The organism is Nostoc sp. PA-18-2419, from assembly GCF_005869855.1.
Classification (GTDB): domain Bacteria; phylum Cyanobacteriota; class Cyanobacteriia; order Cyanobacteriales; family Nostocaceae; genus Nostoc.
In genome coordinates, this window is sequence record NZ_SZNH01000003.1 from 235039 (window position 1) to 254797 (window position 19759).

Annotated in this window: 16 protein-coding genes; 12 read left to right on the forward strand and 4 right to left on the reverse strand. The window is 40.2% G+C overall.

The window, feature by feature from the left end; all coding sequences use genetic code 11:
• Window positions 1–1082: 1082 nt before the first annotated feature.
• Both FCR06_RS04770 and FCR06_RS04775 read left to right on the forward strand, forming a co-directional pair.
• Window positions 1083–4091, forward strand: a complete 3009-nt coding sequence (locus tag FCR06_RS04770; protein ID WP_138497695.1) for a peptidase domain-containing ABC transporter — start codon at window positions 1083–1085, stop codon at window positions 4089–4091.
• A 145-nt stretch (window positions 4092–4236) separates the two neighbouring features.
• Window positions 4237–5805, forward strand: a complete 1569-nt coding sequence (locus tag FCR06_RS04775) for an HlyD family efflux transporter periplasmic adaptor subunit (RefSeq protein WP_138497696.1) — start codon at window positions 4237–4239, stop codon at window positions 5803–5805.
• Between the two features lie 177 nt (window positions 5806–5982).
• On the opposite strand, the gene FCR06_RS04780 is transcribed toward FCR06_RS04775, so the two are convergent.
• Window positions 5983–6966, reverse strand: a complete 984-nt coding sequence (locus tag FCR06_RS04780) for a metal ABC transporter solute-binding protein, Zn/Mn family (protein WP_138497697.1) — start codon at window positions 6964–6966, stop codon at window positions 5983–5985.
• A 266-nt stretch (window positions 6967–7232) separates the two neighbouring features.
• Here FCR06_RS04780 and FCR06_RS34165 point away from each other — a divergent pair, with 266 nt between their 5' ends.
• The 7 genes from FCR06_RS34165 to FCR06_RS04810 all read left to right on the forward strand — a co-directional run bounded on the left by FCR06_RS34165 (window position 7233) and on the right by FCR06_RS04810 (window position 12901).
• The gene (locus tag FCR06_RS34165) at window positions 7233–7358 is read left to right on the forward strand and encodes a hypothetical protein (protein WP_262984643.1); all 126 of its coding nucleotides are present in this window, start codon (window positions 7233–7235) and stop codon (window positions 7356–7358) included.
• Between the two features lie 388 nt (window positions 7359–7746).
• Window positions 7747–8082, forward strand: a complete 336-nt coding sequence (locus tag FCR06_RS04785) for a hypothetical protein (RefSeq protein WP_138497698.1) — start codon at window positions 7747–7749, stop codon at window positions 8080–8082.
• A gap of 327 nt (window positions 8083–8409) precedes the next feature.
• Complete coding sequence (locus FCR06_RS04790; RefSeq protein ID WP_138497699.1) at window positions 8410–8757, forward strand: YtxH domain-containing protein; 348 nt, start codon at window positions 8410–8412, stop codon at window positions 8755–8757.
• A gap of 11 nt (window positions 8758–8768) precedes the next feature.
• Window positions 8769–9308, forward strand: a complete 540-nt coding sequence (locus FCR06_RS04795; RefSeq protein ID WP_138497700.1) for a DUF948 domain-containing protein — start codon at window positions 8769–8771, stop codon at window positions 9306–9308.
• A gap of 531 nt (window positions 9309–9839) precedes the next feature.
• Window positions 9840–10646, forward strand: coding sequence for a TPM domain-containing protein (locus FCR06_RS04800; RefSeq protein WP_138497701.1), 807 nt, complete (start codon window positions 9840–9842; stop codon window positions 10644–10646).
• A gap of 112 nt (window positions 10647–10758) precedes the next feature.
• On the forward strand, window positions 10759–11388 hold the full coding sequence (locus FCR06_RS04805) for a precorrin-8X methylmutase (RefSeq protein ID WP_138497702.1): 630 nt from the start codon (window positions 10759–10761) through the stop codon (window positions 11386–11388).
• Between the two features lie 100 nt (window positions 11389–11488).
• Window positions 11489–12901: a right-handed parallel beta-helix repeat-containing protein gene (locus FCR06_RS04810; protein ID WP_138497703.1), complete on the forward strand. Its 1413-nt coding sequence runs from the start codon at window positions 11489–11491 to the stop codon at window positions 12899–12901.
• Between the two features lie 435 nt (window positions 12902–13336).
• On the opposite strand, the gene FCR06_RS04820 is transcribed toward FCR06_RS04810, so the two are convergent.
• Window positions 13337–14026 carry a phosphate ABC transporter permease gene (locus tag FCR06_RS04820; RefSeq protein WP_138497704.1) on the reverse strand — a complete coding sequence of 230 codons (690 nt, stop codon included), beginning with the start codon at window positions 14024–14026 and terminating at the stop codon, window positions 13337–13339.
• A 32-nt stretch (window positions 14027–14058) separates the two neighbouring features.
• A complete protein-coding gene (gene dapB / locus FCR06_RS04825) occupies window positions 14059–14895 on the reverse strand; it encodes a 4-hydroxy-tetrahydrodipicolinate reductase (protein WP_138497705.1) in 837 nt (278 codons plus the stop codon).
• Between the two features lie 610 nt (window positions 14896–15505).
• Here dapB and psbP point away from each other — a divergent pair.
• On the forward strand, window positions 15506–16051 hold the full coding sequence (gene psbP, locus FCR06_RS04830; RefSeq protein WP_138497706.1) for a photosystem II reaction center PsbP: 546 nt from the start codon (window positions 15506–15508) through the stop codon (window positions 16049–16051).
• Between the two features lie 163 nt (window positions 16052–16214).
• A complete protein-coding gene (locus tag FCR06_RS04835; protein ID WP_138497707.1) occupies window positions 16215–16808 on the forward strand; it encodes a Maf family protein in 594 nt (197 codons plus the stop codon).
• Between the two features lie 24 nt (window positions 16809–16832).
• On the opposite strand, the gene FCR06_RS04840 is transcribed toward FCR06_RS04835, so the two are convergent.
• Window positions 16833–17927: a serine hydrolase domain-containing protein gene (locus FCR06_RS04840; protein WP_138497708.1), complete on the reverse strand. Its 1095-nt coding sequence runs from the start codon at window positions 17925–17927 to the stop codon at window positions 16833–16835.
• 209 nt (window positions 17928–18136) lie between these two features.
• Here FCR06_RS04840 and FCR06_RS04845 point away from each other — a divergent pair, with 209 nt between their 5' ends.
• Window positions 18137–18883 (forward strand): phycocyanobilin:ferredoxin oxidoreductase, encoded by a 747-nt coding sequence (locus FCR06_RS04845; RefSeq protein ID WP_138497709.1) that lies wholly within the window; start codon window positions 18137–18139, stop codon window positions 18881–18883.
• The last annotated feature ends 876 nt before the right edge of the window (window positions 18884–19759 follow it).

Consider the following 19759-nt stretch of genomic DNA (forward strand, 5'->3'; position numbering starts at 1 on the left):
GGCACAAAATTGATAACTATTAACAAACTTATTATGTACTTTCACGGAAAAGTAAATTTAGTTTGGAGATTGCTATCTATACTTTTTTGTGGAATAAAATCTCGGTAATTACAGAGAAAAATTACACAAACTCATCTCTAAGAAATATAAGACTATTTTATGTATAGTAATTAAAAAAGCTGGATATTTATGAATCTAGTAATTTTACTGAAGCCACTGATTGTTTTTACTTCATAAATTTAATTATTGATTCCCTTACCATAGTTTTCTGGTTGATTGATATTCAACTGAACTGGTAATAAATAATTAATGGAGAATTCTCTGACAATCGGATATGGGTGCTATTTGCTCAAGAAAGCTGACCGTCTTTCTTCATCAATAATGCTGTCATTCTCTAGATAAAAGAATTTATAAAAAATAATTCACAAATTTAAAGTTTTTTATTACTAATTTTGAATTAGGGTATTTACTTAGGAAAGCATTTGTGATACTTTCATGTTGACTAAGATAATTTTAAAAACACCAAACTAAACTCAGTAAACACACTTAAATGTACTGATTGGATGACGAGTATCAATTTTGCATAACTGCAATAAATCTTAAATATAACTTTGTATAAATTATGTAAAATTAACCAACTAACAAACTGTGCTTAATTTATTAAAACTATCGTTAGAATTCTCCCATTCAGAACAGCTAAATCGCTGAATTGATGAAACTTCAAGACTCCACCTTGATACTTTGCAGACAATTGAGCAGTCATACCAATCTTGATTTTGCAGCTATTCTGACTTCGAATTTGAAGAATTATTACAAACTATCTTTGTATTGAATAATCTAACAGCAGTAACCATGTGAGCTAAATATAGGTTTGTAATTAGTAAATTTGTTATCTGTGGTATGACGTATTTATACACACCCAATCCCCAGTCGGAAAGTTAGGAGTTAGAAGTGAGCCAGCTTAGTCTTAAAGGTTTTCTTGATGAGGGAATGGCAAACCCCGAAGGAGTTAAGAACTGTATTAATTCTTCATCGCTAACTCGTAACTTGACAACTCACTTTTACCTTGTAACTTATTTGACATGACTTATATAAAGAACACTTTTCTGGAATTTCTCACTAACCTAGAAGGGTTTGATCGCTTACCGGACGAAGCGATCGCCAACGTATCCGAACAACTACAAGCTTGGCGCTATCGCTTGGGTCAAAAACTAATCGGTAAAGAAAATCTGCCGCAACAAATATCGATCGTTTATGAGGGACAAGTGCGGTTGTTGGGATACGAACCCCAAACGCAGATCCCAACCACCTTGAAATTACTGCAACCAGGGGAAATCATCGGTGAAATTGGTTTATTACGCGATATTCCTTGTGAAACAGCGATCGCCTCCACTGAAGTAATATGTTTAACCTTGAATGCAGCAGTATATTTTCAGCTTTTAGATACCTACCCAGCTTTTGCACAAGCTCGGAAAAACCGCAGTAATTTAGTCGAAGTTTTTGACATTCTCGGTTCCTATTGGCAAAAGCAAGCGATCGCGACATTAAATCTCAAAGAATTGACACAAATAGCTTTACCAGAAGCGACAATTCACTATTTGCCTCCAGGGAAAAATTCATTCGAGCAACTCGATAGCAAACGCGTTTGGTTTGTCAGTGGTGGGGGTACAGTAACAAATTTTTCTGTTGGCGAGCGGCTAGAAGCAGAGGATGATCGCGACAAGATCGAAGTTATCGGTGGAAGTCCTGTACGGTTGGTGGGTCTAAATCCCTCTAATTTAATCTTGCAAGATAGTCATCAAATACAACTTGCAGTCAGTCAGAGCCAATCGCATAGTCAAGACGAAATAGATATTCCCTACGCATCGGATGAGATAGTTGTACCACAAACAACCAGTCAGACCTCAAATAGTTCGGCAAAACGGATAAAATACCCATTTTTTGGCGGTAAAGGAGAATTAAATACAGCCTTCGCCTGCTTCCAAATGCTCACGAAACACTTAGAAATACCGTTTCGTCGAGAAGTAATTCGCCGCATTTTAAACGAGCAAATCAAACGCCAGGGTACTATCTCGTTTCCAGCTATTGCCTACCTAGCAGAGTTGATTGGACTTAAAGTACAACTTGTAGAGCTACCTGTGGCGTCAGTAACGCGCATTCCGACACCAGCGTTGATTCGCTATGCTGATAATTTTGCCGTTTTATATGCAGCCGATGCGAATACTATGGTTGTGGGTGTACCATCCGAAGGAATTGTTCGCTGCAAACCCGCTCAATTTGTTGAACAATTAGATATCGACCCTACTAACTTTCCGCCGCAAGTTAGGGTATTACTGCTAACACCCACTAAAGAAACACCCCAAGAACGTTTTGGTTTGCGGTGGTTTCTTCCTTATTTGTCACGCTATCGCCGAGTACTGATCGAAGTATTTATTGCTTCCTTTTTCGTACAGTTAGCAGCATTGGCGAATCCCTTAGTTGTGCAGTTAATTATCGACAAAGTTATTACCCAAAATAGTATTGGTACTCTACATATTTTGGGTGTTTTACTATTAGTAGTTGGGCTATTTGAAGCAGTATTAACTACCTTACGAACCTATTTATTTGTCGATACCACAAATCGCATCGATATGGGTCTAGGTTCGCAAATTATCGACCACTTACTACGTCTACCACTGCGCTACTTTGAACGCCGACCGGTGGGCGAACTTTCTACTCGGATTAACGAATTAGAGAACATCCGTCAATTCCTCACTGGTACTGCTTTAACAGTGGGGTTGGATGCTTTATTTTCCTTGGTTTATATCGGTGTGATGCTGATTTATAGCTGGCAACTCACCTTGGTCGGTTTAAGCACAATTCCGGTGTTTGTGATTATTACTTTAATAGCATCTCCCACGATTAGCAGACAATTACGCTCTAAAGCTGAACGTAATGCCGAAACTCAATCTTATTTAGTGGAGGTAATGTCAGGAATTCAAACAGTAAAAGCGCAAAATATCGAATTGCGATCGCGCTTTTCCTGGCAAGAGCGTTATGCTCGTTTTGTCGCTGCTGGTTTTAAAACAGTTGTCACTTCTACTCTCGCCAACTCTACCAGTAACTTTCTCAACAAACTCAGCAGCTTACTAGTTTTATGGGTAGGAGCTTATTTAGTACTCGAACAACAATTAACCTTAGGTGAATTAATCGCCTTTAGAATTATCTCTGGTTACGTGACCAGTCCAGTATTGCGCTTAGCTCAACTTTGGCAAAGCTTCCAAGAAACTGCCTTGTCCATAGAACGTTTGAGCGATATTGTCGATACGCCAGAAGAAGCAGAAACAGACCGTTACAATATACCCTTACCAACGATTACCGGAGCAGTCAAATACGAGAATGTTTCCTTTCGATTTGGTACCAGTGGCCCTCTCCAACTTTCTAACGTCAACCTCGAATTTCCTCCTGGAAAATTTATCGGAATTGTTGGACAAAGTGGTTCTGGCAAAAGTACGATGATGAAATTATTGCTGAGGCTTTATGAAACCGAGTCGGGCAGAATTTTGATTGATGGTTATGATATTGCCAAAGTAGAACTTTATTCACTGCGACGACAAATTGGTGTAGTCCCTCAAGAAACATTGTTATTTGATGGAAGCGTTCAAGAAAATATTGCTCTGACAAATCCCGATGCCACAACCGAAGAAATTATCCAAGCGGCTCAGGTAGCCTGCGCTCACGAATTTATCATGAACTTGCCCAACGGTTATAACACACGGGTAGGAGAACGAGGTTCTGCACTTTCTGGTGGACAACGCCAAAGAATTGCGATCGCCCGTTCGGTGTTACAACGACCAAAATTACTCGTTTTAGATGAAGCAACCAGCGCATTAGATTATCCTACAGAGCGCCAAATATGTCTCAACTTAGCTAGGTCATTCCAGGGAAATACAGTATTTTTTATTACCCACAGATTGAACACTGTTAGTAATGCAGACATCATCGTTGTGATGGATAACAGCAGAGTTATAGAACAAGGTAGCCATCAAGAATTAATGGCTGCTAAAGGTCATTATTACTACTTATATCACCAGCAAGAAGTGAACTTATGAGCAGGAATCAGAATTCCCAATCGACTATATTTCACTGCACTAACAGAATTCAGCAATAACTATAGGGTGGACACTAGCTATCGATGTTGGTGTCCACCCTACAAAAATTTCATTTTCAATCCCAAATCCCACATCCCAAATCAATATGACTCAACTTAATGGAAATCACACCAACGGGAATCATAAGAACGGAGCAAAACAAGATTCACGAGTAGTTACAAAACAACAGAAAACTGCTCCAGAATCTTTAATTAACTCAAATCCTCAAGAGTTTGAGCAGTCGGTTATTTTGCGCCAATCTCCAGTTTGGTCGCGTACAATCATGGTGACCTTAATAGCCTTAGCTTGTTTTGGAGTTGCTTGGGCTTATTTTGCCAAAATTGAGCAAGTAGTACCAGCAACAGGACAATTAAAACCGGAAGGAACAGTTAAAGAAGTCCAGGCTCCTGTCAGTGGAGTAGTCAAAGCAGTTTATGTCAAAGATGGGCAAGAAGTCAAGCAAGGAGATTTGCTACTGACTTTTGATTCCATCGCCTCTGTTGCTGAATTAAATTCTTTGAATAAAATTCGTACTGCATTAACTAAAGAAAACCAAATTTATCGGCAATTAATGGGAGCAAGTAATGGTACTACATCGGAATTATTATTTTTGCGTAGTAAGTTAGCACCAGAAACTGCTTTTTTATTAAAAAATCGATCAGCTTTAGTATCAGAAAATGATTTATTGCGGTCTCAATTAAGAAAATCTGGTCAAGATTATGCACTAGGAATTGATGAACAGCAACGTTTACAAGTTGCCAAGCAAGAATTAGATTCTCGTTCTTCAGCAGCACGGTTAGAAGTAGAAAAAACTAAGAAACAACTTACTCAAACCGAAGTGAAAATGGAAGACAGTAAATCAAGTTTAGCTATTCAACAGAGAATTTTAGATAAACTGAAAATCCTCTCAGAAGAAGGTGGCATTTCTCAGCTTCAGTATCTTAACCAACAACAAGAAGTACAAAACCGCACAGCGGAAGTAGCGCAATTAGGCGAAGAAGTGAAACGTCTCCAGTTGGATATTGAAAAAGGACAGCAAGAGGTAAGCAATACAGTAGCTATCACTGATAAAGACGTTTTGGATAAAATAGCTGATAATAAAAAACGTATTGCTGAAATAGATAGCCAATTCATGAAAGTTGTATTGGAGAATGAGCAGCGTTTAGCAGATATCAATAGTAAAATCTCTCAATCACAGCTAAATGTTAAATATCAAGAGCTCCGCGCCCCGGTAGCCGGAACAGTTTTCGATTTACAAGCCAAAAATCCTGGATTTGTAGCAAATCCAACTACAAAAATGCTGCAAATTGTCCCGAATGAAAATTATATCGGTGAAGTTTTCATCACAAACAAAGATATCGGTTTTGTGCGAAAAGGTATGAAAGCAGATGTCAGAATTGACTCTTTTCCTTACAGCGAGTTTGGCGATATTAAAGGAGAAGTAATGGGAATAGGATCGGACGCATTACCCCCAGATCAAACACATCAATTTTATCGGTTCCCGGCAAAAATCCATTTGGATCGACAATCGTTAGTTATTAAGAGTAAAAACGTGACTTTACAGTCAGGGATGTCTATCAGTGCCAATATAAAAGTGCGGGAAGAACGAACTGTGTTGAGTCTGTTTACTGAGTTATTTACTAAGCAAGTTGATACTCTCAAAGAGGTTCGTTAACTTGTGAAGTTGTAAAAGCAATTGCAAATTTATTAATGCTGAGATTGAATGGTACATCAACCTTTGGCGTAACACACCCTATTGATTAATGCATATCAAATTATAGGTAAGGGCGTACAATAGTACGCCTATAAAGCTGTTGCTATAAACCTTAAAGAACTCAAGATTTTACTACAATCATTTCACTTGAAACATCAAATACGTTCCTCCTAAACCTTCTAAAATGGTGCGTGTATTCGCAATCATCATTTTTTGATAGGTATCTGCTTCGCTTCCAGGTTCTCCAAGTCCCTCGGAATACAGTTCCCTGTCAGAAATTTTCACATTAGCTTGTGTGGCTACAGATTGAATCAAATTAGGATTAATTGCTACCTCAGAAAAAATGGTTGGTACTTTAGTCTGTTTAATATTTTTAGCTAAATTATTCACTCGTGCAGCTGTCAGTTTTTCTGTACTACTAATACCTTCCATTCCCCCTGCTAATGAGATACCGTATGCTTTAGCATAATAACTGAGGGCATCAGAGGTAGTAACCAACTTGCGTTGTTTAGTAGGAATACTCGCAACTCTTGATTTAATCCAGCTATCTAGTTGAGTGAGTTCATTTGTGATTTTTTTGGTATTGCTGGTATAAACTTCTGCATCACTAGATGCTAACTTTCTCAAGTTACTATTAATTACTTTTACCATCTCTATCGCATTCTTAGTATTGTGCCAAACATGAGGATCGGTTAATATCCTATCCCCTTTCTGAAATTTTTGCGGCTTAGATACTGCAACTTGCCCGACAGCTATTTTTGGTGCAGAATTTTTAGTCGCTTTGATTAATTTGATTAAATTTGGTTCAAAATTGTAACCAGTATAGAAAATCAGATTGGCTTGCTCTATAGCTTTACGATCTTCTGGTTTTGGTTTATAAATTTTGGGATTGGTAGTTGGGGAAATCAAACAAGTGAGGTTAACTCTATTCCCGGCAACTTGTTTAGTTAAGTCACAGAGTACGCTTGTAGTTGCTACAACTCGGGGAAGATTCTCATTTACCTCGGTACTAGTCTGAGTAAATGTAGTTTTTATAGCTTGATTTTGACACCCAACAAATCCAATCATTAATGCAATAAGTATACCTCGGAATAAAGTTTTTTTGTGTGATTTTTTTGACATCCTTATCTCCTAGTGGATGCATAAAAAAAGATAATCAATATTCTTGAACAAGTCAGGATTGATGAATTCAAAATTTAGAATTCAACAAACAAAGTTTTTGTAGATAAAATGTAGCTTCACGCAACGGGTTGCAAAACTGCTAAAGGTAAAAGCACCAAGATACGAGGCGATGCTAGGGTGTCTTTGATAGAAGCATCAAGCAACTATACCATCGTGCCGATCTGCCGTCAAAGTGGCAAATTGATTAAGGAAAGGAACATAGGATAATGGGGCGAGCAATCGTAGGGGTTGATGGAAGCAAACCAAGTCGTGAATCTAAGGCAATTGTAGCTGTGGTTTCGCCAGGTGTGGATATGTATTTGTTACAAAATTGGGGAATTAGTGATTTTTAACCATTAGCTGATTGCTCTTATTTCTGAAAAAAAGCTATATTTAGGAAAAGCTGGTGATCGCTTATATCAACCCCATCATTAAAAGTAATTGCTGATACTAAAGTAGCAGATGTGATCGCTGGAATTAGCACTATACCATACTGATTTGACACAGTTGCTTAGAAGGCGATCGCAAACAAATCAATTTCAATTGTTCGGCACGACATTATTTAGATGAATAAATAAAAGTCCAATAAATCAATTTTAGATTTTGAATTTAATAAAACCCAAAATAGCCAAGGTTTTAAAGCCATCCAGTTGGACTCAAACTCATTGTGACTTTTGGCTCACGAGTTAGTGAATTATTTAGCAAAAAATTTCTCGAAGCTGACATCGACTAAGATTAACAATGGTAATTATAGTTGTCATCATTAACACCTTGATTTCGTTGCTCCTACTCTATGTCGCTTGGCAGGTATGGCAACTTAAGCAGCAATTAGCATCTATAGCAGATAGGTTAACCGCCTATGAAAGTTCTACCCATGCAACACTCTATAAAGCACCTGAAAATATTTATTTAAGTCAGCAGAACATTTATAACTTACGGCAGAGAAACCAAGTATTACAGATACAAATTCAACAAGTGCAACAAATTATCAGTCTGATTTTGCTAGGGCGGCAAATCTGGCAGCGTTATTTTCAGAGGCTAGAGTTAACACCAGCCAAAACAGCACTCACAAAATAAGTTAATTAACAAAAGATAACAATTGAAGAACTCTTTAATTAGAAATCAGAATTATGAGTGCCCAATTCTGACACCTTTGCAGAGCTTTCCTTGCTTTGCTGTGAATTCTTAGAATAAAAGCAACATGTGTGGCTGAAATTTTGTCAGGATAGTAACTACTACACTGTGATCAAAGCTTGCCTACCTGAAACAAGCGGCTTAAGCTCCTTTCCTGGTGAGTTGATTATGGTAGCTGGATTTGGGTTCTGCTGCATATAGATAAAATTGTTTAAGTCTTGCAAGGGGGGAAAACCCACCTAAAATGGGTCTAAGGAGAGAAACAACAAGATGTCTAATAACCGTTCTGGAATATTTGTTGGCGGTTTGATGCTGGGAGCGACAATCGGCGCCTTAGCCGGATTGCTAGTTGCTCCACGCACAGGGCGCGAAACGCGTAAAATTTTGCAAAAATCTGCCAATGCTATCCCAGAATTGGCAGAAGATATATCAACAAGCGTGCAAATCCAGGCAGATCGTTTTTCTGCTAGCGCACTGCGAAACTTAGATGAAACTTTAGATAGATTACGGGAAGCGATCGCCGCAGGTGTAGATGCTAGTCAGCAAGAAAGCCAAGTCTTGAAGCGGCAATCTGTTGAGGACTCAGATTCTCTTCCCCACCAATTAGAACGCTTATAAATAACGTAACTGTGATTGAACCCCTGTTTTGGTTGGGACTTTCCTTACTCTTAGTCGCTACAAGCTTGACTGCGGTTTTAGTGGCGGCTATACCGGCTTTGCAGGAGTTAGCACGCGCTGCTCGCAGTGCAGAAAAGCTATTTGACACACTCTCGCGAGAGTTACCGCCTACTCTAGATGCTATCCGCGTCACTGGTTTAGAAATTACTGACTTAAGCGACGATGTCAGTCAAGGTGTCAAAAGTGCTAGTCAAGTCGTCAAACAAGTTGACCAAAGCCTTGATACTGCAAGAAAACAGGCTCAAAATCTGCAAGTAGGTACACGTAGCGTCTTAGTTGGCGTCAAAGCAGCTTGGAAAAACCTCACGCGCCAAAAACCAACCAGGCGAATCAGCGATCGCCTCACTGACAATGAAAAACCAGCACTCACGTTGCGAGAACGAGAAGTGTTCAGACAACAAAATCACCGGATCAAAGCAGAAGCCTACCGCATCAATGACGCTTATAACGAGACTGCTAATTGGGAAACAGATTTTGATGATGAAGATTGAATTAGGGATTGGGGACTAATACTGCAAGGCGTAATTCGTAATGACGCTCGTTCCGACGCTCCTCCGTCGCTAACGCTTCGCTATCGCTACCGCTTCGAAGACAGTAATTCGTAATACGTAATTCGTAATACTTGCCAAAGGCGAGAAGCAAGCTACGTAATGACGCTTGTTGCGCTAAAGCGTCTCTCCTTGGGAGAAGACACGGCTTAGCTGCGAAGGCAGTAATTCGTAATTACCTGTTGGCAAGGGTTTCAGACATTTAAAATGTTTGGTTTATTTCGGCTGTGCTGTACTAGGGACTAGGAAATAGCATTAAAAACACTATCTTCTAATCCCCAGTACCCAGTATCCAATATCCAATACCCAATCCCTAGTCCCCAATCCCAAATACCCAGTCCCCAATACCAAAAACGCTTTGCTTTGATCCCTAAGATTAGAGTAAAGTAAACAAGTGTAAAGAAGTATGATTTTCCGGTACTCTTTTAAAACAACTTGTTCACTTTTACCTTTGATATTTCTATAAAAAAGTTCATGCAGTCTTGTTTTTGGCGACGAATCCTGGTATCTATTGCAGTATTTTTCCTGGCTGGGTCAATTTGGGTAATGCATTCTCCCCCAGCACTGGCTTATGACAATCCTGACTTACTTCCAAAGACCTTTACGCCAGTTGTAGACTTAGCTAAATCGCTCCCTGTACTGCAAGAAGAAAAGCTAGTCAAAGATTTAGAGCAGTTTGAAGCCGATACAGGTTGGAAATTACGAGTATTGACTCAGTATGACCGTACTCCGGGTCGGGCAGTGATAAATTATTGGGGTTTAGATGACAAAAGTATTCTCTTAGTTGCTGACTCTCGCGGCGGTAACATCCTCAGCTTTAGTGTCGGCGATGCTGTTTATCAACTTTTACCTCGGACTTTCTGGATAGAACTACAAACGAGGTTTGGTAATTTGTACTTTGTACGCGAACAAGGTGAAGACCAAGCTATTCTGCAAGCCTTGGAATCTGTTAAAGGCTGTTTACTCAAGGGTGGTTGCAATGTTGTCCCTGGATTGCCACGAGAGCAGTGGATTCTCACTTTGATTACTTCAGTTATTGGTGGGATAATTTGTGGATTTGCAGCTCAACCCCGTGAAAAAGGACAAGTGTTTGCTTGGCAATGGGCTTTAATTTTCTCTCCTTTGTGGGGAATCTTATTTATTGCCTTTGGCATAGGGCCAGTAGTGACACGTACAAGCGATTGGTTACCTCTAGTTCGCAACATTTCTGGGTTTCTCATCGGCGGCTTAGTTGCTTACCTCTCTCCTGTTTTCAGTCAGCCTTCTTCTAGTAATGAGTAAAGAGTGCCCAGTTATGAGCGCTGAAGTCAGAATCCACCAATTCACCAATTCTGACTCCTAACTCTCTGAAACTGGTAAGCTGAAAGCTAAATATTTGAGAAGCTCAACAAAAATGGAATGGCACGTAAGTGATGCTCAAAGTTTAGCAATCATTGATAGTGAAATTGGCGATCATGTCTTTTCACCCGCAGAGTATGAGATTGTACGTCGGGTAATCTATGCCACGGCTGACTTTGAGTATAAGTCTTTGATTCGCTTTTCTGAACGTGCCTTGCAAGCTGGAGCAGCAGCATTAGCTGCACGTACCGCAATTGTAGTAGATGTACTGATGGTACAAGTAGGTATTGCTTACGACATTCAAAATACTTTCGCTAATCCACTCTATTGCAGCATGGAAGCTTTGACACGCCCGCAAAAAGAAAAAACGCGGGCTGCATGGGGAATAGAAACCCTAGCAAAGCGTTATCCAGAGGGTATCTTTGTGGTCGGTCAAGCGCAAACAGCATTAACAGTACTAGTAGATTTAATTGAAGCTGAGGAAATTAGACCTGCTTTAATAATTGCGACTCCAGTGGGATTCGTAAATGTCGATCACGCCAAAGGGCGTTTACAAGACTCTCTAGTTCCTCACATTACAATAGACAATCGCAAAGGTAATGCAGTTGTTGCAGCTGCGATCGTTGATGGATTGATTGATTTGGCTTGGCAAGCCTATGGGCAAAACGGAAATAGGGAAAGCTAGGAAAGTAGGCTCTGTGTTATTTTGTATCCAAAAGAGTATTCAAAATTAGTGAATATCCTGATATTTTAATTGAATAGTGCGGACCAAGGAGCGTAGTATTGTGGTAATTGAGAGTTTCAGTTTAAGCACATATATTGCAATCCCGGTAGTTCTAGGTCTTTTGCTTCAGGGAGATAACATAAAAGTACCTGTAGTTAAAAATGTTAGTCAGGAATCTATTGTTGAAGAAACAGTAGCGCCCACTCCCCAGTTAATTAGTAGTAAAACAACTGGAAAAACATACTATGTTAGTGGTACTGGGAACGACAAAAATAAAGGACTTTCTTCTTCATCACCTTTTAGGACTATTCAAAAGGCAGCAAATCTTACCAAACCTGGAGACACCGTACTTATTATGAACGGAGTCTACACAAATGCAAATCCCAAAGGAGAGGTAGTATCAATTACTCGTTCTGGAACTGCAAATGGATGGATTAAGTTTAAAGCATATCCTGGGCATTTACCAAAACTTCGGCACAATGGATGGCATGGAGTTCTGATTCACAATGGAGCTTCATATATTGAAGTAAACGGGCTTGAAGTTATAGGAAATAATGCCAGTGTAACTCTTGATTATGCCATGAGTCAAAAGAGTAACAAATTAAACCCACTAACAAATGGAGGCTGCATTAGCATCGATGGAAGAAAACAAGGTCATCCTCATCATATACGTATTGTCAACAACAAGGCACATAACTGTGGTGGAGGAGGTATTTCGGCAATTGAATCTGACTATGTGACAGTAGACAATAACGTAGTATTTGATAATGCCTGGTACGGGGTCTATGCTGGCAGCGGAATTTCAATGCTGCGTAATTGGAACTTTGATAACTACCAGGGATATAAGATGTTTGTAACCAATAACAAGGTTTATAACAATAGACAATATATTCCTTGGATTAAGACCGGAACTATCACAGACGGTAATGGTATTATTATCGATAGTTTAAATAAGCCTGAAAAATCAAAATACGTTCCATATAAAGGACGTACTTTAGTTAAAAATAATCTAACATTTCATAACGGTGGTTCGGGCATTCATTCATTTTATAGTACTCGTATTGATATTATTAATAATACAGCTTTTCTAAATAATCAGACTCCAGAACTGAAACTAGGACAAATATTTACTCAGATGTCATCTGATGTCAAAATTTTCAATAATATTCTCTATGCTTTTCCTGGCAAAAGTGTTAACAGTAATAGTAAAAGCAAAAACGTTGTTTTTGATTATAATATATATCTCAATACTTCCTCTGTAAATGTTAAGGGACCTCACGATATTGTTGCAGATGCAGAGTTTATCAGGGCACATCCTACTTTGAAAAAAATAGATGGTGATTGGAAATCACAATTATCTAAACAAAGTCGATTTGCACCGACTTCTATCAAGCTTGATTCAGCAAGTGTTGTTTGCGAACCAGTGACTTATAGTTTCAAAGGCAAACTTATCAAGGTGGGATGTTCGCGCTAAGGATGGCAAAAAATATCACATTATTAATCGCCGATTTCCATACCATTGACTCAAATCATCCTCAATTGCCTCAAGAATAGGGATCGCCTCAGTTATTGATTTTGCATCCACAGTTAGCAGTGCAAACGCTTCCTCAACCCGTCCTTGATAGTCCTGCGGGCAGATAGCAAACTAGAAACAATATGGTTAATGAATGGGGACAATTCTTTGTTCATAGAACAATTGTTGGATTTTCATCGCTGGTCATTTTAGATTAAAAGTATCGCTACTGAAACCTCACAATGTTGTAGCAGGAAGAGTGTAGATTAATCATATTCTTTTAGGAATTATAGACTTATATCCCCAAAGGAAACACCGCACCAAATCTCTAACTTGGTGCAGTTTTTCACAGTTTATTTAGCAATTAATCAGACTCTAACGATTGAGAATTTTGAATTACTCCTCTACTCTACGCTGACGGCGACGCGGCCTTCTTTCCTGTCGATCTTCACGCAGACGACGGCCAACTTCGTTAAAGAAATCGCGCCGCAGGTAAGGATAATCGCTGACCCACAACTCCCGACTGGGAATGTATATATCGCTGAATTCTTCGATGCTGCTTAAATCTGGGCGATTTGACATTACTACCATTTCTGCAATTTGACCGCGAGCGATCGCTTTATGGGTAGGACGTAGTGGTGCGTCAAATTCAATACTAAATCCTGTGTCATCACCCACTTCTAAATTAATCCGTTTTTCTCGGTTTTCTACAATTACCAATTCACCTTTGTTATTGACGGTTTCTTGTTTGCCAGTTAACTGATCTGTAATCCACCAATCTAGGACTCGACCACGGAAAAAGCCGCTATATTTATAACGTCGGCATTGTATATTCCGCATACTTGCTTGAAACACGGGATACCACAGCCAAAAAAAAGCGCTAATTACTCCCAGCACAAATATTATTGGACCAAACTCCAGTCTGAAAAAGGCTTTGACAAGCAGAATTACGACTAAGGCAACTACAGAAATTAACAGCCGTTGCAAAAAATTTGCAAATTTTCCCCAGTAGTGCTTGTACTGAATACCAGTAGCAATTAAGGGGATAATTTGTTCAAATTTCTGGCGAGTCAATGGTACTAACATGAGTGCTGAGTACTGAGTGATAAGTAGTAAGTTTAAAGTATTTTTTCTAATCCATATATTAACGACTTTAGCGTTAATACTTTGCGAATGGCTAATAGCACTCCTGACATATAACAAGCGCGATCGCTCGTATCATGTCGTAAAGTATAAATTTGTCCCGGTGCGCCAAAAATAACTTCCTGATGAGCTACCAATCCCGGTAAGCGCACGCTATGAATTCTAATGCCTTCCTCTGCCTGGCTTCCCCTAGCTCCTGCTAATTTTTCAGTTTCTTGGACTAAGGCAGAGTTAAAAGTTTTACCTAGTTCTCCTAATAACTGCGCCGTTTGAATTGCAGTACCACTGGGTGCATCAGCTTTTTGGTTGTGATGCAGTTCAATAATTTCTACGTGGTCAAAATATTGAGAAGCAGTGATTGCAGCTTGTTGTAACAGTACCATGCCAATGGAAAAGTTAGGAATAATTAGACAACCAGTACTAGCTTTCTCGGCAAAGTCTGCCAGGTCATGAATTTGTTCTCGACTTAATCCAGTCGTGCCGACTACAGGACGAATACCGTAGGCGATCGCACTACGAATATTGTCATAAACTGAATCGGGATGGGTAAAGTCTACCATCACCCCTGGCGGCCCTTGTCTCTCCCCAGCCACATAACCCAACATCGGTTCTAATTGATTGGTAATCGGCACTTCCAAGGGTTCGCTTAAACCCGCTAGTTCTCCAGCATCTTTATCTTGATGCTGCGGGCTGCTATCAATTGCACCCACTAAGTTTAAATCGGGTGCTTCCGCTACGGCCTTAACTACTTCACGACCCATTTTACCAGCAGCGCCGTTGACGATAACCGGGATAGAAGCTTGATTCATCATATGTCGAGAAATACTTTTTGAGTTAACAAGGGCATTGTAAAGACTTTTGCGATGTAAAAATACCAGTCCCCAGTCTCTAGTACAACAAGGCAAAAGTCACGTATTCACCCATTCAAAACAAAGAATACTTATACCTCAAGCTTTTTACCGATTCATATGGCAGGTTTATTTCCGCCATGACTTACTAGTTGCTTTTTCGTGGATAATCCTAAAAATTTTTCATCGGTACTCCTGTGATAAGTAGGTTTAATAAAAGCTATTAACGTTTTTTGTCAAGTTTAGTTGACTAATTGTAATAAATTTTGTTAAATTTATTTACATAAGCTAACAAAGCAGCAAAGCAGCCATCTAGTTAAGATTGCACTTTGTATATGGCCTTTCTAGTTTTGGTTGTCTTGGATGTTAGCGGAAAAATAAGTTTTGGTATCGGTATCTCTCATTGACATTTGGACTTCTCCCATTTACCTCGGCTATTAAGTCGGGGTTTTTTGTGTTCTTGATTAGCCCTCCCCATCTTATGCTTCATCCGAAGCGCACCGCTTGGTGGGAGAATAAAAGCGAGAAATAATGCTTGCCTGGTATTGCCTCCAGCCCAAAGGAACCAACTCTAATGTGGAAACGAATTGTATTAATTTTGCTATTGGTGTTGAGCTTCAGCCTAAGTAATTCTAGTGTAGCGGTTGCAGCCGGACTTAAAAGCTTTGTAGACACCAGTGATGGCTATCAGTTTTTATATCCTAATGGCTGGCTGCAAGTTAAAGTTGCCGACGGACCAGATGTAGTTTTTCACGATTTAATTGAGGTATCTGAAAATGTTTCTGTAGTAATTAGCCCAGTTCCAGAAAATAAAACCTTGGCACAATTGGGAACTCCTACAGAAGTAGGATATAAATTAGGAAAAGCAGCTCTGGCGCCTCCTGATTCTGGTCGTTCAGCTGAATTAGTCAATGCCGCGCAGCGAGAAGTAGACGGTAAAACATACTACCTTTTAGAGTATGAAGTTAAACTCCCCAATCAACAGCAACGACACAACGTCGCCAGCGTCGCTGTTAGCCGTGGTAAAGTTTTTACCTTCAACGCCTCAATTACTGAAAAACGCTGGCCAAAAGTTAAACAAACAATTGATGAAGTTGTAAATTCTTTTTCTGTTTATTAGTCATTAGTCATTAGGAGTATTGAGTAGTAGAGATGCGATTAATCGCGTCTGTTAGGAGTGAGGAGTTATTCTCCTTCTCCCCTCATCTCTTTTGCCCCTCATCTCCCTCATCTCCCCTTGGTGAGCGAAGTCGAACCACATCGCCCTCATCTCCTGGTTCTCTATGAGTATTCCACCTTTTGTATTGGCCTCAGCTTCCCCAGCCCGCCGACGTTTGCTGCAAACTGTTGGTATTGAACCAATAGTTAAACCGAGTGACTTTGATGAGTCGCAAATCCAATTAAGTGAACCTGCACAATTGGTAAAAACTCTTGCTCAGTACAAAGCCGAAACTGTAGCCCCACAGTTTAAATCAGCTTTGATTATGGGTTGTGATTCGGTTTTATCTTTTAATGGTGAGATTCATGGCAAACCAGGGGACGCTAGTGAAGCGATCGCCCGTTGGCAGATAATGCAAGGTAACTTTGGCGACTTACACACAGGTCATGCTTTGATTGATACTCACCGAAAGCATACTTTAGTCAAGTCTCAAGTTACAAAAGTTTACTTTGCTCCAATGAGCGACAAGGCAATTGAAGCATATATTGCTACAGGTGAACCCCTCAAGTGTGCTGGTGCTTTTGCCCTTGAAGGTTTTGGGAGTCTATTTGTCGAAAAAATTGAAGGTTGTCACAGCAATGTAATTGGACTAAGTTTACCTTTACTGCGGCAGATGCTAGCAGAACTGGGATACGATGTTACGGATTTTTGGCAATAGTCATTTGCAATGTTATAGGTGCTTTTAATTTTTTGCTGTGAGGATAATTTTGGCTAAAACTTGCAAGCAACTTGCCATATCCAGGTCTTGAGATGTATTAACCTGCATAGCAATAGCAACTTTGTAGTTAGGAAAATACTTAAATATGCTTTGGTAGCCAGGAGTCCAGCCAGAATGTCCGTAGGCTTTCCCAAACTCAGTCTCACTGATGGTAACACCAAGCCCGTAATCAACCTTCTCAGATGCGTTACGGGGAATCGTGGTTAACAGGTTATTAAGATAAGCTCCCCTCATAGCCTTACCTTCATAGAGCAATTTTGCCCAGCGAACGATATCCTTTGGATTAGTCACCAGACCACCATCAGTCCATTCATTGGCAGGGTGAAAGACTAATACACCATTTTTCATGTTTTTCTCTGGTAGACCTAAAAGGTTATCTGGACTGAGATAACCTGGTGATAGGTGAGGAATATTACGGTGATTAGCTGGTTGTGTAAGGTTGAGAGACAGTGGATTGAGGAAACGTTTTTGTAGTTCCTCGTAATATGTCTTGTTACTTACCTGCTCAATCAGCAGACCAATAAGAATATAACCAGTATTGCTGTAAGCAAAGCCTTGACCAGCAGGAAATAAAGGCTCCCGATCTAATACCAACTCTAATAACTTTCGGGGTGAAAAGTAAAAGTCAGGATTGGGAGGATCGGTACTGAATGCTGTTCGCAGAGTGCTACTGAAGCATTTGTTGTGATTATGGTTAGGTAAACCACTGCTATGGTTAAGAAGCATACGCAGTGAAATATTTTCCCCATTTGGAAGACGGCTGAACCAATCCTCTTGTGCAAACCATTTGGCAATCGAGATATCCAAGCTAAGCTTGCCCTCTTGTACCGAATCAAGTGCAACAGCAGATGTGAATGTCTTACCCACGCTGCCTGAGAGCATTCGCATATCGGATGTCATTGCAATTTGATTTTCTTGATCAGCATAGCCAGTCGCAAACTCGATGCATTGTCCGTCAGCAAGTATGAAGGCTGCTGTAGCGCCCGGGAAGTTGATCTGTTGCTGAAGAATGTCTAATGACTTTTGGAAGCGTTCGACATCTTCAAAAGCATCTCTCATTGCTTTAACTATCCATAAGAGAAGGGACTTCCAAAAAAAATTATCTTAAATTATCTGTAATTTAGACTACAAAATAAATAATATTTCGAAAAAGCAACTGTCTTATAACTTTACGTTTGCTGGTGTAAGTGTTTGCTTAATATTGCAAGCTATAACTGTGAGGCACGGCAGGTTGTAGACTGGCTACTAGATCGCATTCCCAACTAGATATGTCATTTACTTCTATGCCCTCGCTGCGCGAGCAACAACATCCCCTGATTCGTCAGCTAGCTGATTGTATTGAGGCAGCTTGGCATCACCACCTGGATCTATCGCCCTACCATTTGCCTGCTGAGTTGGGGTATGTGGAAGGTAGACTAGAAGGAGAAAAACTGACGATTGAAAACCGTTGCTATCAAACGCCTCAATTCCGAAAAATGCACTTGGAACTGGCAAAAATCGGAAACATGCTCGATATTTTGCATTGCGTCATGTTTCCCCGTCCGGAATATAACCTGCCGATGTTTGGTTGTGATTTGGTGGGTGGTAGAGGTCAAATTAGCGCGGCGATCGCAGACCTTTCTCCCATACGTGTAGAAGGTACCTTACCAGAATCTTATACTACTGCGCTCACACAGCTAACAGTGCTTAACTTTTCCCAACCGCGCGAATTACCTGAATGGGGAAATATTTTTTCAGATTTTTGCATCTTTGTGCGCCCCACTTCTCCAGAAGAAGAAACAATGTTTTTGTCTCGCGTGGGAGAATTTTTAAAAATCCATTGTACCCAAGCGATCGCCTCTAGTCCAGTTTCAGTCGAACAACTTACACAAAATCTCGCCGGACAACACAACTACTGCACTAAACAGCAGCAAAACGACAAAACCCGCCGCGTACTAGAAAAAGCCTTTGGTCCAGCTTGGGCAGAACATTACATGACTACAGTTCTATTTGACCTTCCACAGGAGATTTCCTAATAATAAATCCCCAAGAGCAGAGGTCTATGGCAGGAACCCCTAACGCAAGACGGGGGCAGAGGGGACACAAGTACAGGAGATGGTGAAGGTGGGGCCCCCCTCTGGGGATAAGGGGCGATGGGGAGATGGGGGGCAGGGGGAGATGTAGTTCGACTTCTCTACCAGACGCTACGCCCAGCCTTGCTTAAGAGCAGGGGTACGCTGACTAACCGGAGATGAGGGGCACAAAAGACAAGGGGACAAGGAAAATAATTCCTAACCGGAGCTTTCGGAGTCTCCAGCGAGGCTCAATAGTTATTATTCATCAGTCAACACTCAACACTCTCCAATTCCCCATCTGTAGGCTCTGTTACGTTTTCCGGTAACTGATAAATGTAGAATTCATTTAACGAGAGTTTGATGGAGTCCCAAAATAGCAGCAGGGAGAGTACTAACACCAATTAGCTTTAACTAAGTTACAGATGATGACGCTCAGAGTTCTCTCAACGGCAGCTTTTGCCGATGCCTCCAGCAACGCCAAGGGCGAACAGAACTTCAGGCGACACAGTAACACAGTGACGCAGTGAATAATGTGTAGCAAAATTTTCGATAATTGGTATCAGGTATTTGAAACAAATGATTTTTGATCTTGTTTTTCAATTTTGTGAATAATTGTAGCTCCACTGATTAAGTTGTGGTAACTCAAACAGTTATCAGCAATCAAAATTTAAGTTGGCGATTTGAAACAATTAATTAGCTATCAGGAAATGTAAGAATCCAGAATTCAGAATTAATAGGCTTGGATGCCCGAGCTTGCTCAGCATAAAATCAAGCAGGTATACAACTATTGATTTTCCAACTTTTTGACTTTTGTATTCTTAATATTCACTGATTAGT

Coding starts and splice junctions, on each gene's coding strand:
- FCR06_RS04770 (WP_138497695.1), top strand. CDS start 1,083: ATGACTTATATAAAGAACACTTTTCTGGAATTTCTCACTAACCTAGAA.
- FCR06_RS04775 (WP_138497696.1), top strand. CDS start 4,237: ATGACTCAACTTAATGGAAATCACACCAACGGGAATCATAAGAACGGA.
- FCR06_RS04780 (WP_138497697.1), bottom strand. CDS start 6,966: ATGTCAAAAAAATCACACAAAAAAACTTTATTCCGAGGTATACTTATT.
- FCR06_RS34165 (WP_262984643.1), top strand. CDS start 7,233: ATGGGGCGAGCAATCGTAGGGGTTGATGGAAGCAAACCAAGTCGTGAA.
- FCR06_RS04785 (WP_138497698.1), top strand. CDS start 7,747: ATGGTAATTATAGTTGTCATCATTAACACCTTGATTTCGTTGCTCCTA.
- FCR06_RS04790 (WP_138497699.1), top strand. CDS start 8,410: ATGTCTAATAACCGTTCTGGAATATTTGTTGGCGGTTTGATGCTGGGA.
- FCR06_RS04800 (WP_138497701.1), top strand. CDS start 9,840: ATGCAGTCTTGTTTTTGGCGACGAATCCTGGTATCTATTGCAGTATTT.
- FCR06_RS04805 (WP_138497702.1), top strand. CDS start 10,759: ATGGAATGGCACGTAAGTGATGCTCAAAGTTTAGCAATCATTGATAGT.
- FCR06_RS04820 (WP_138497704.1), bottom strand. CDS start 14,026: ATGTTAGTACCATTGACTCGCCAGAAATTTGAACAAATTATCCCCTTA.
- dapB (WP_138497705.1), bottom strand. CDS start 14,895: ATGATGAATCAAGCTTCTATCCCGGTTATCGTCAACGGCGCTGCTGGT.
- psbP (WP_138497706.1), top strand. CDS start 15,506: ATGTGGAAACGAATTGTATTAATTTTGCTATTGGTGTTGAGCTTCAGC.
- FCR06_RS04835 (WP_138497707.1), top strand. CDS start 16,215: ATGAGTATTCCACCTTTTGTATTGGCCTCAGCTTCCCCAGCCCGCCGA.
- FCR06_RS04840 (WP_138497708.1), bottom strand. CDS start 17,927: ATGAGAGATGCTTTTGAAGATGTCGAACGCTTCCAAAAGTCATTAGAC.
- FCR06_RS04845 (WP_138497709.1), top strand. CDS start 18,137: ATGTCATTTACTTCTATGCCCTCGCTGCGCGAGCAACAACATCCCCTG.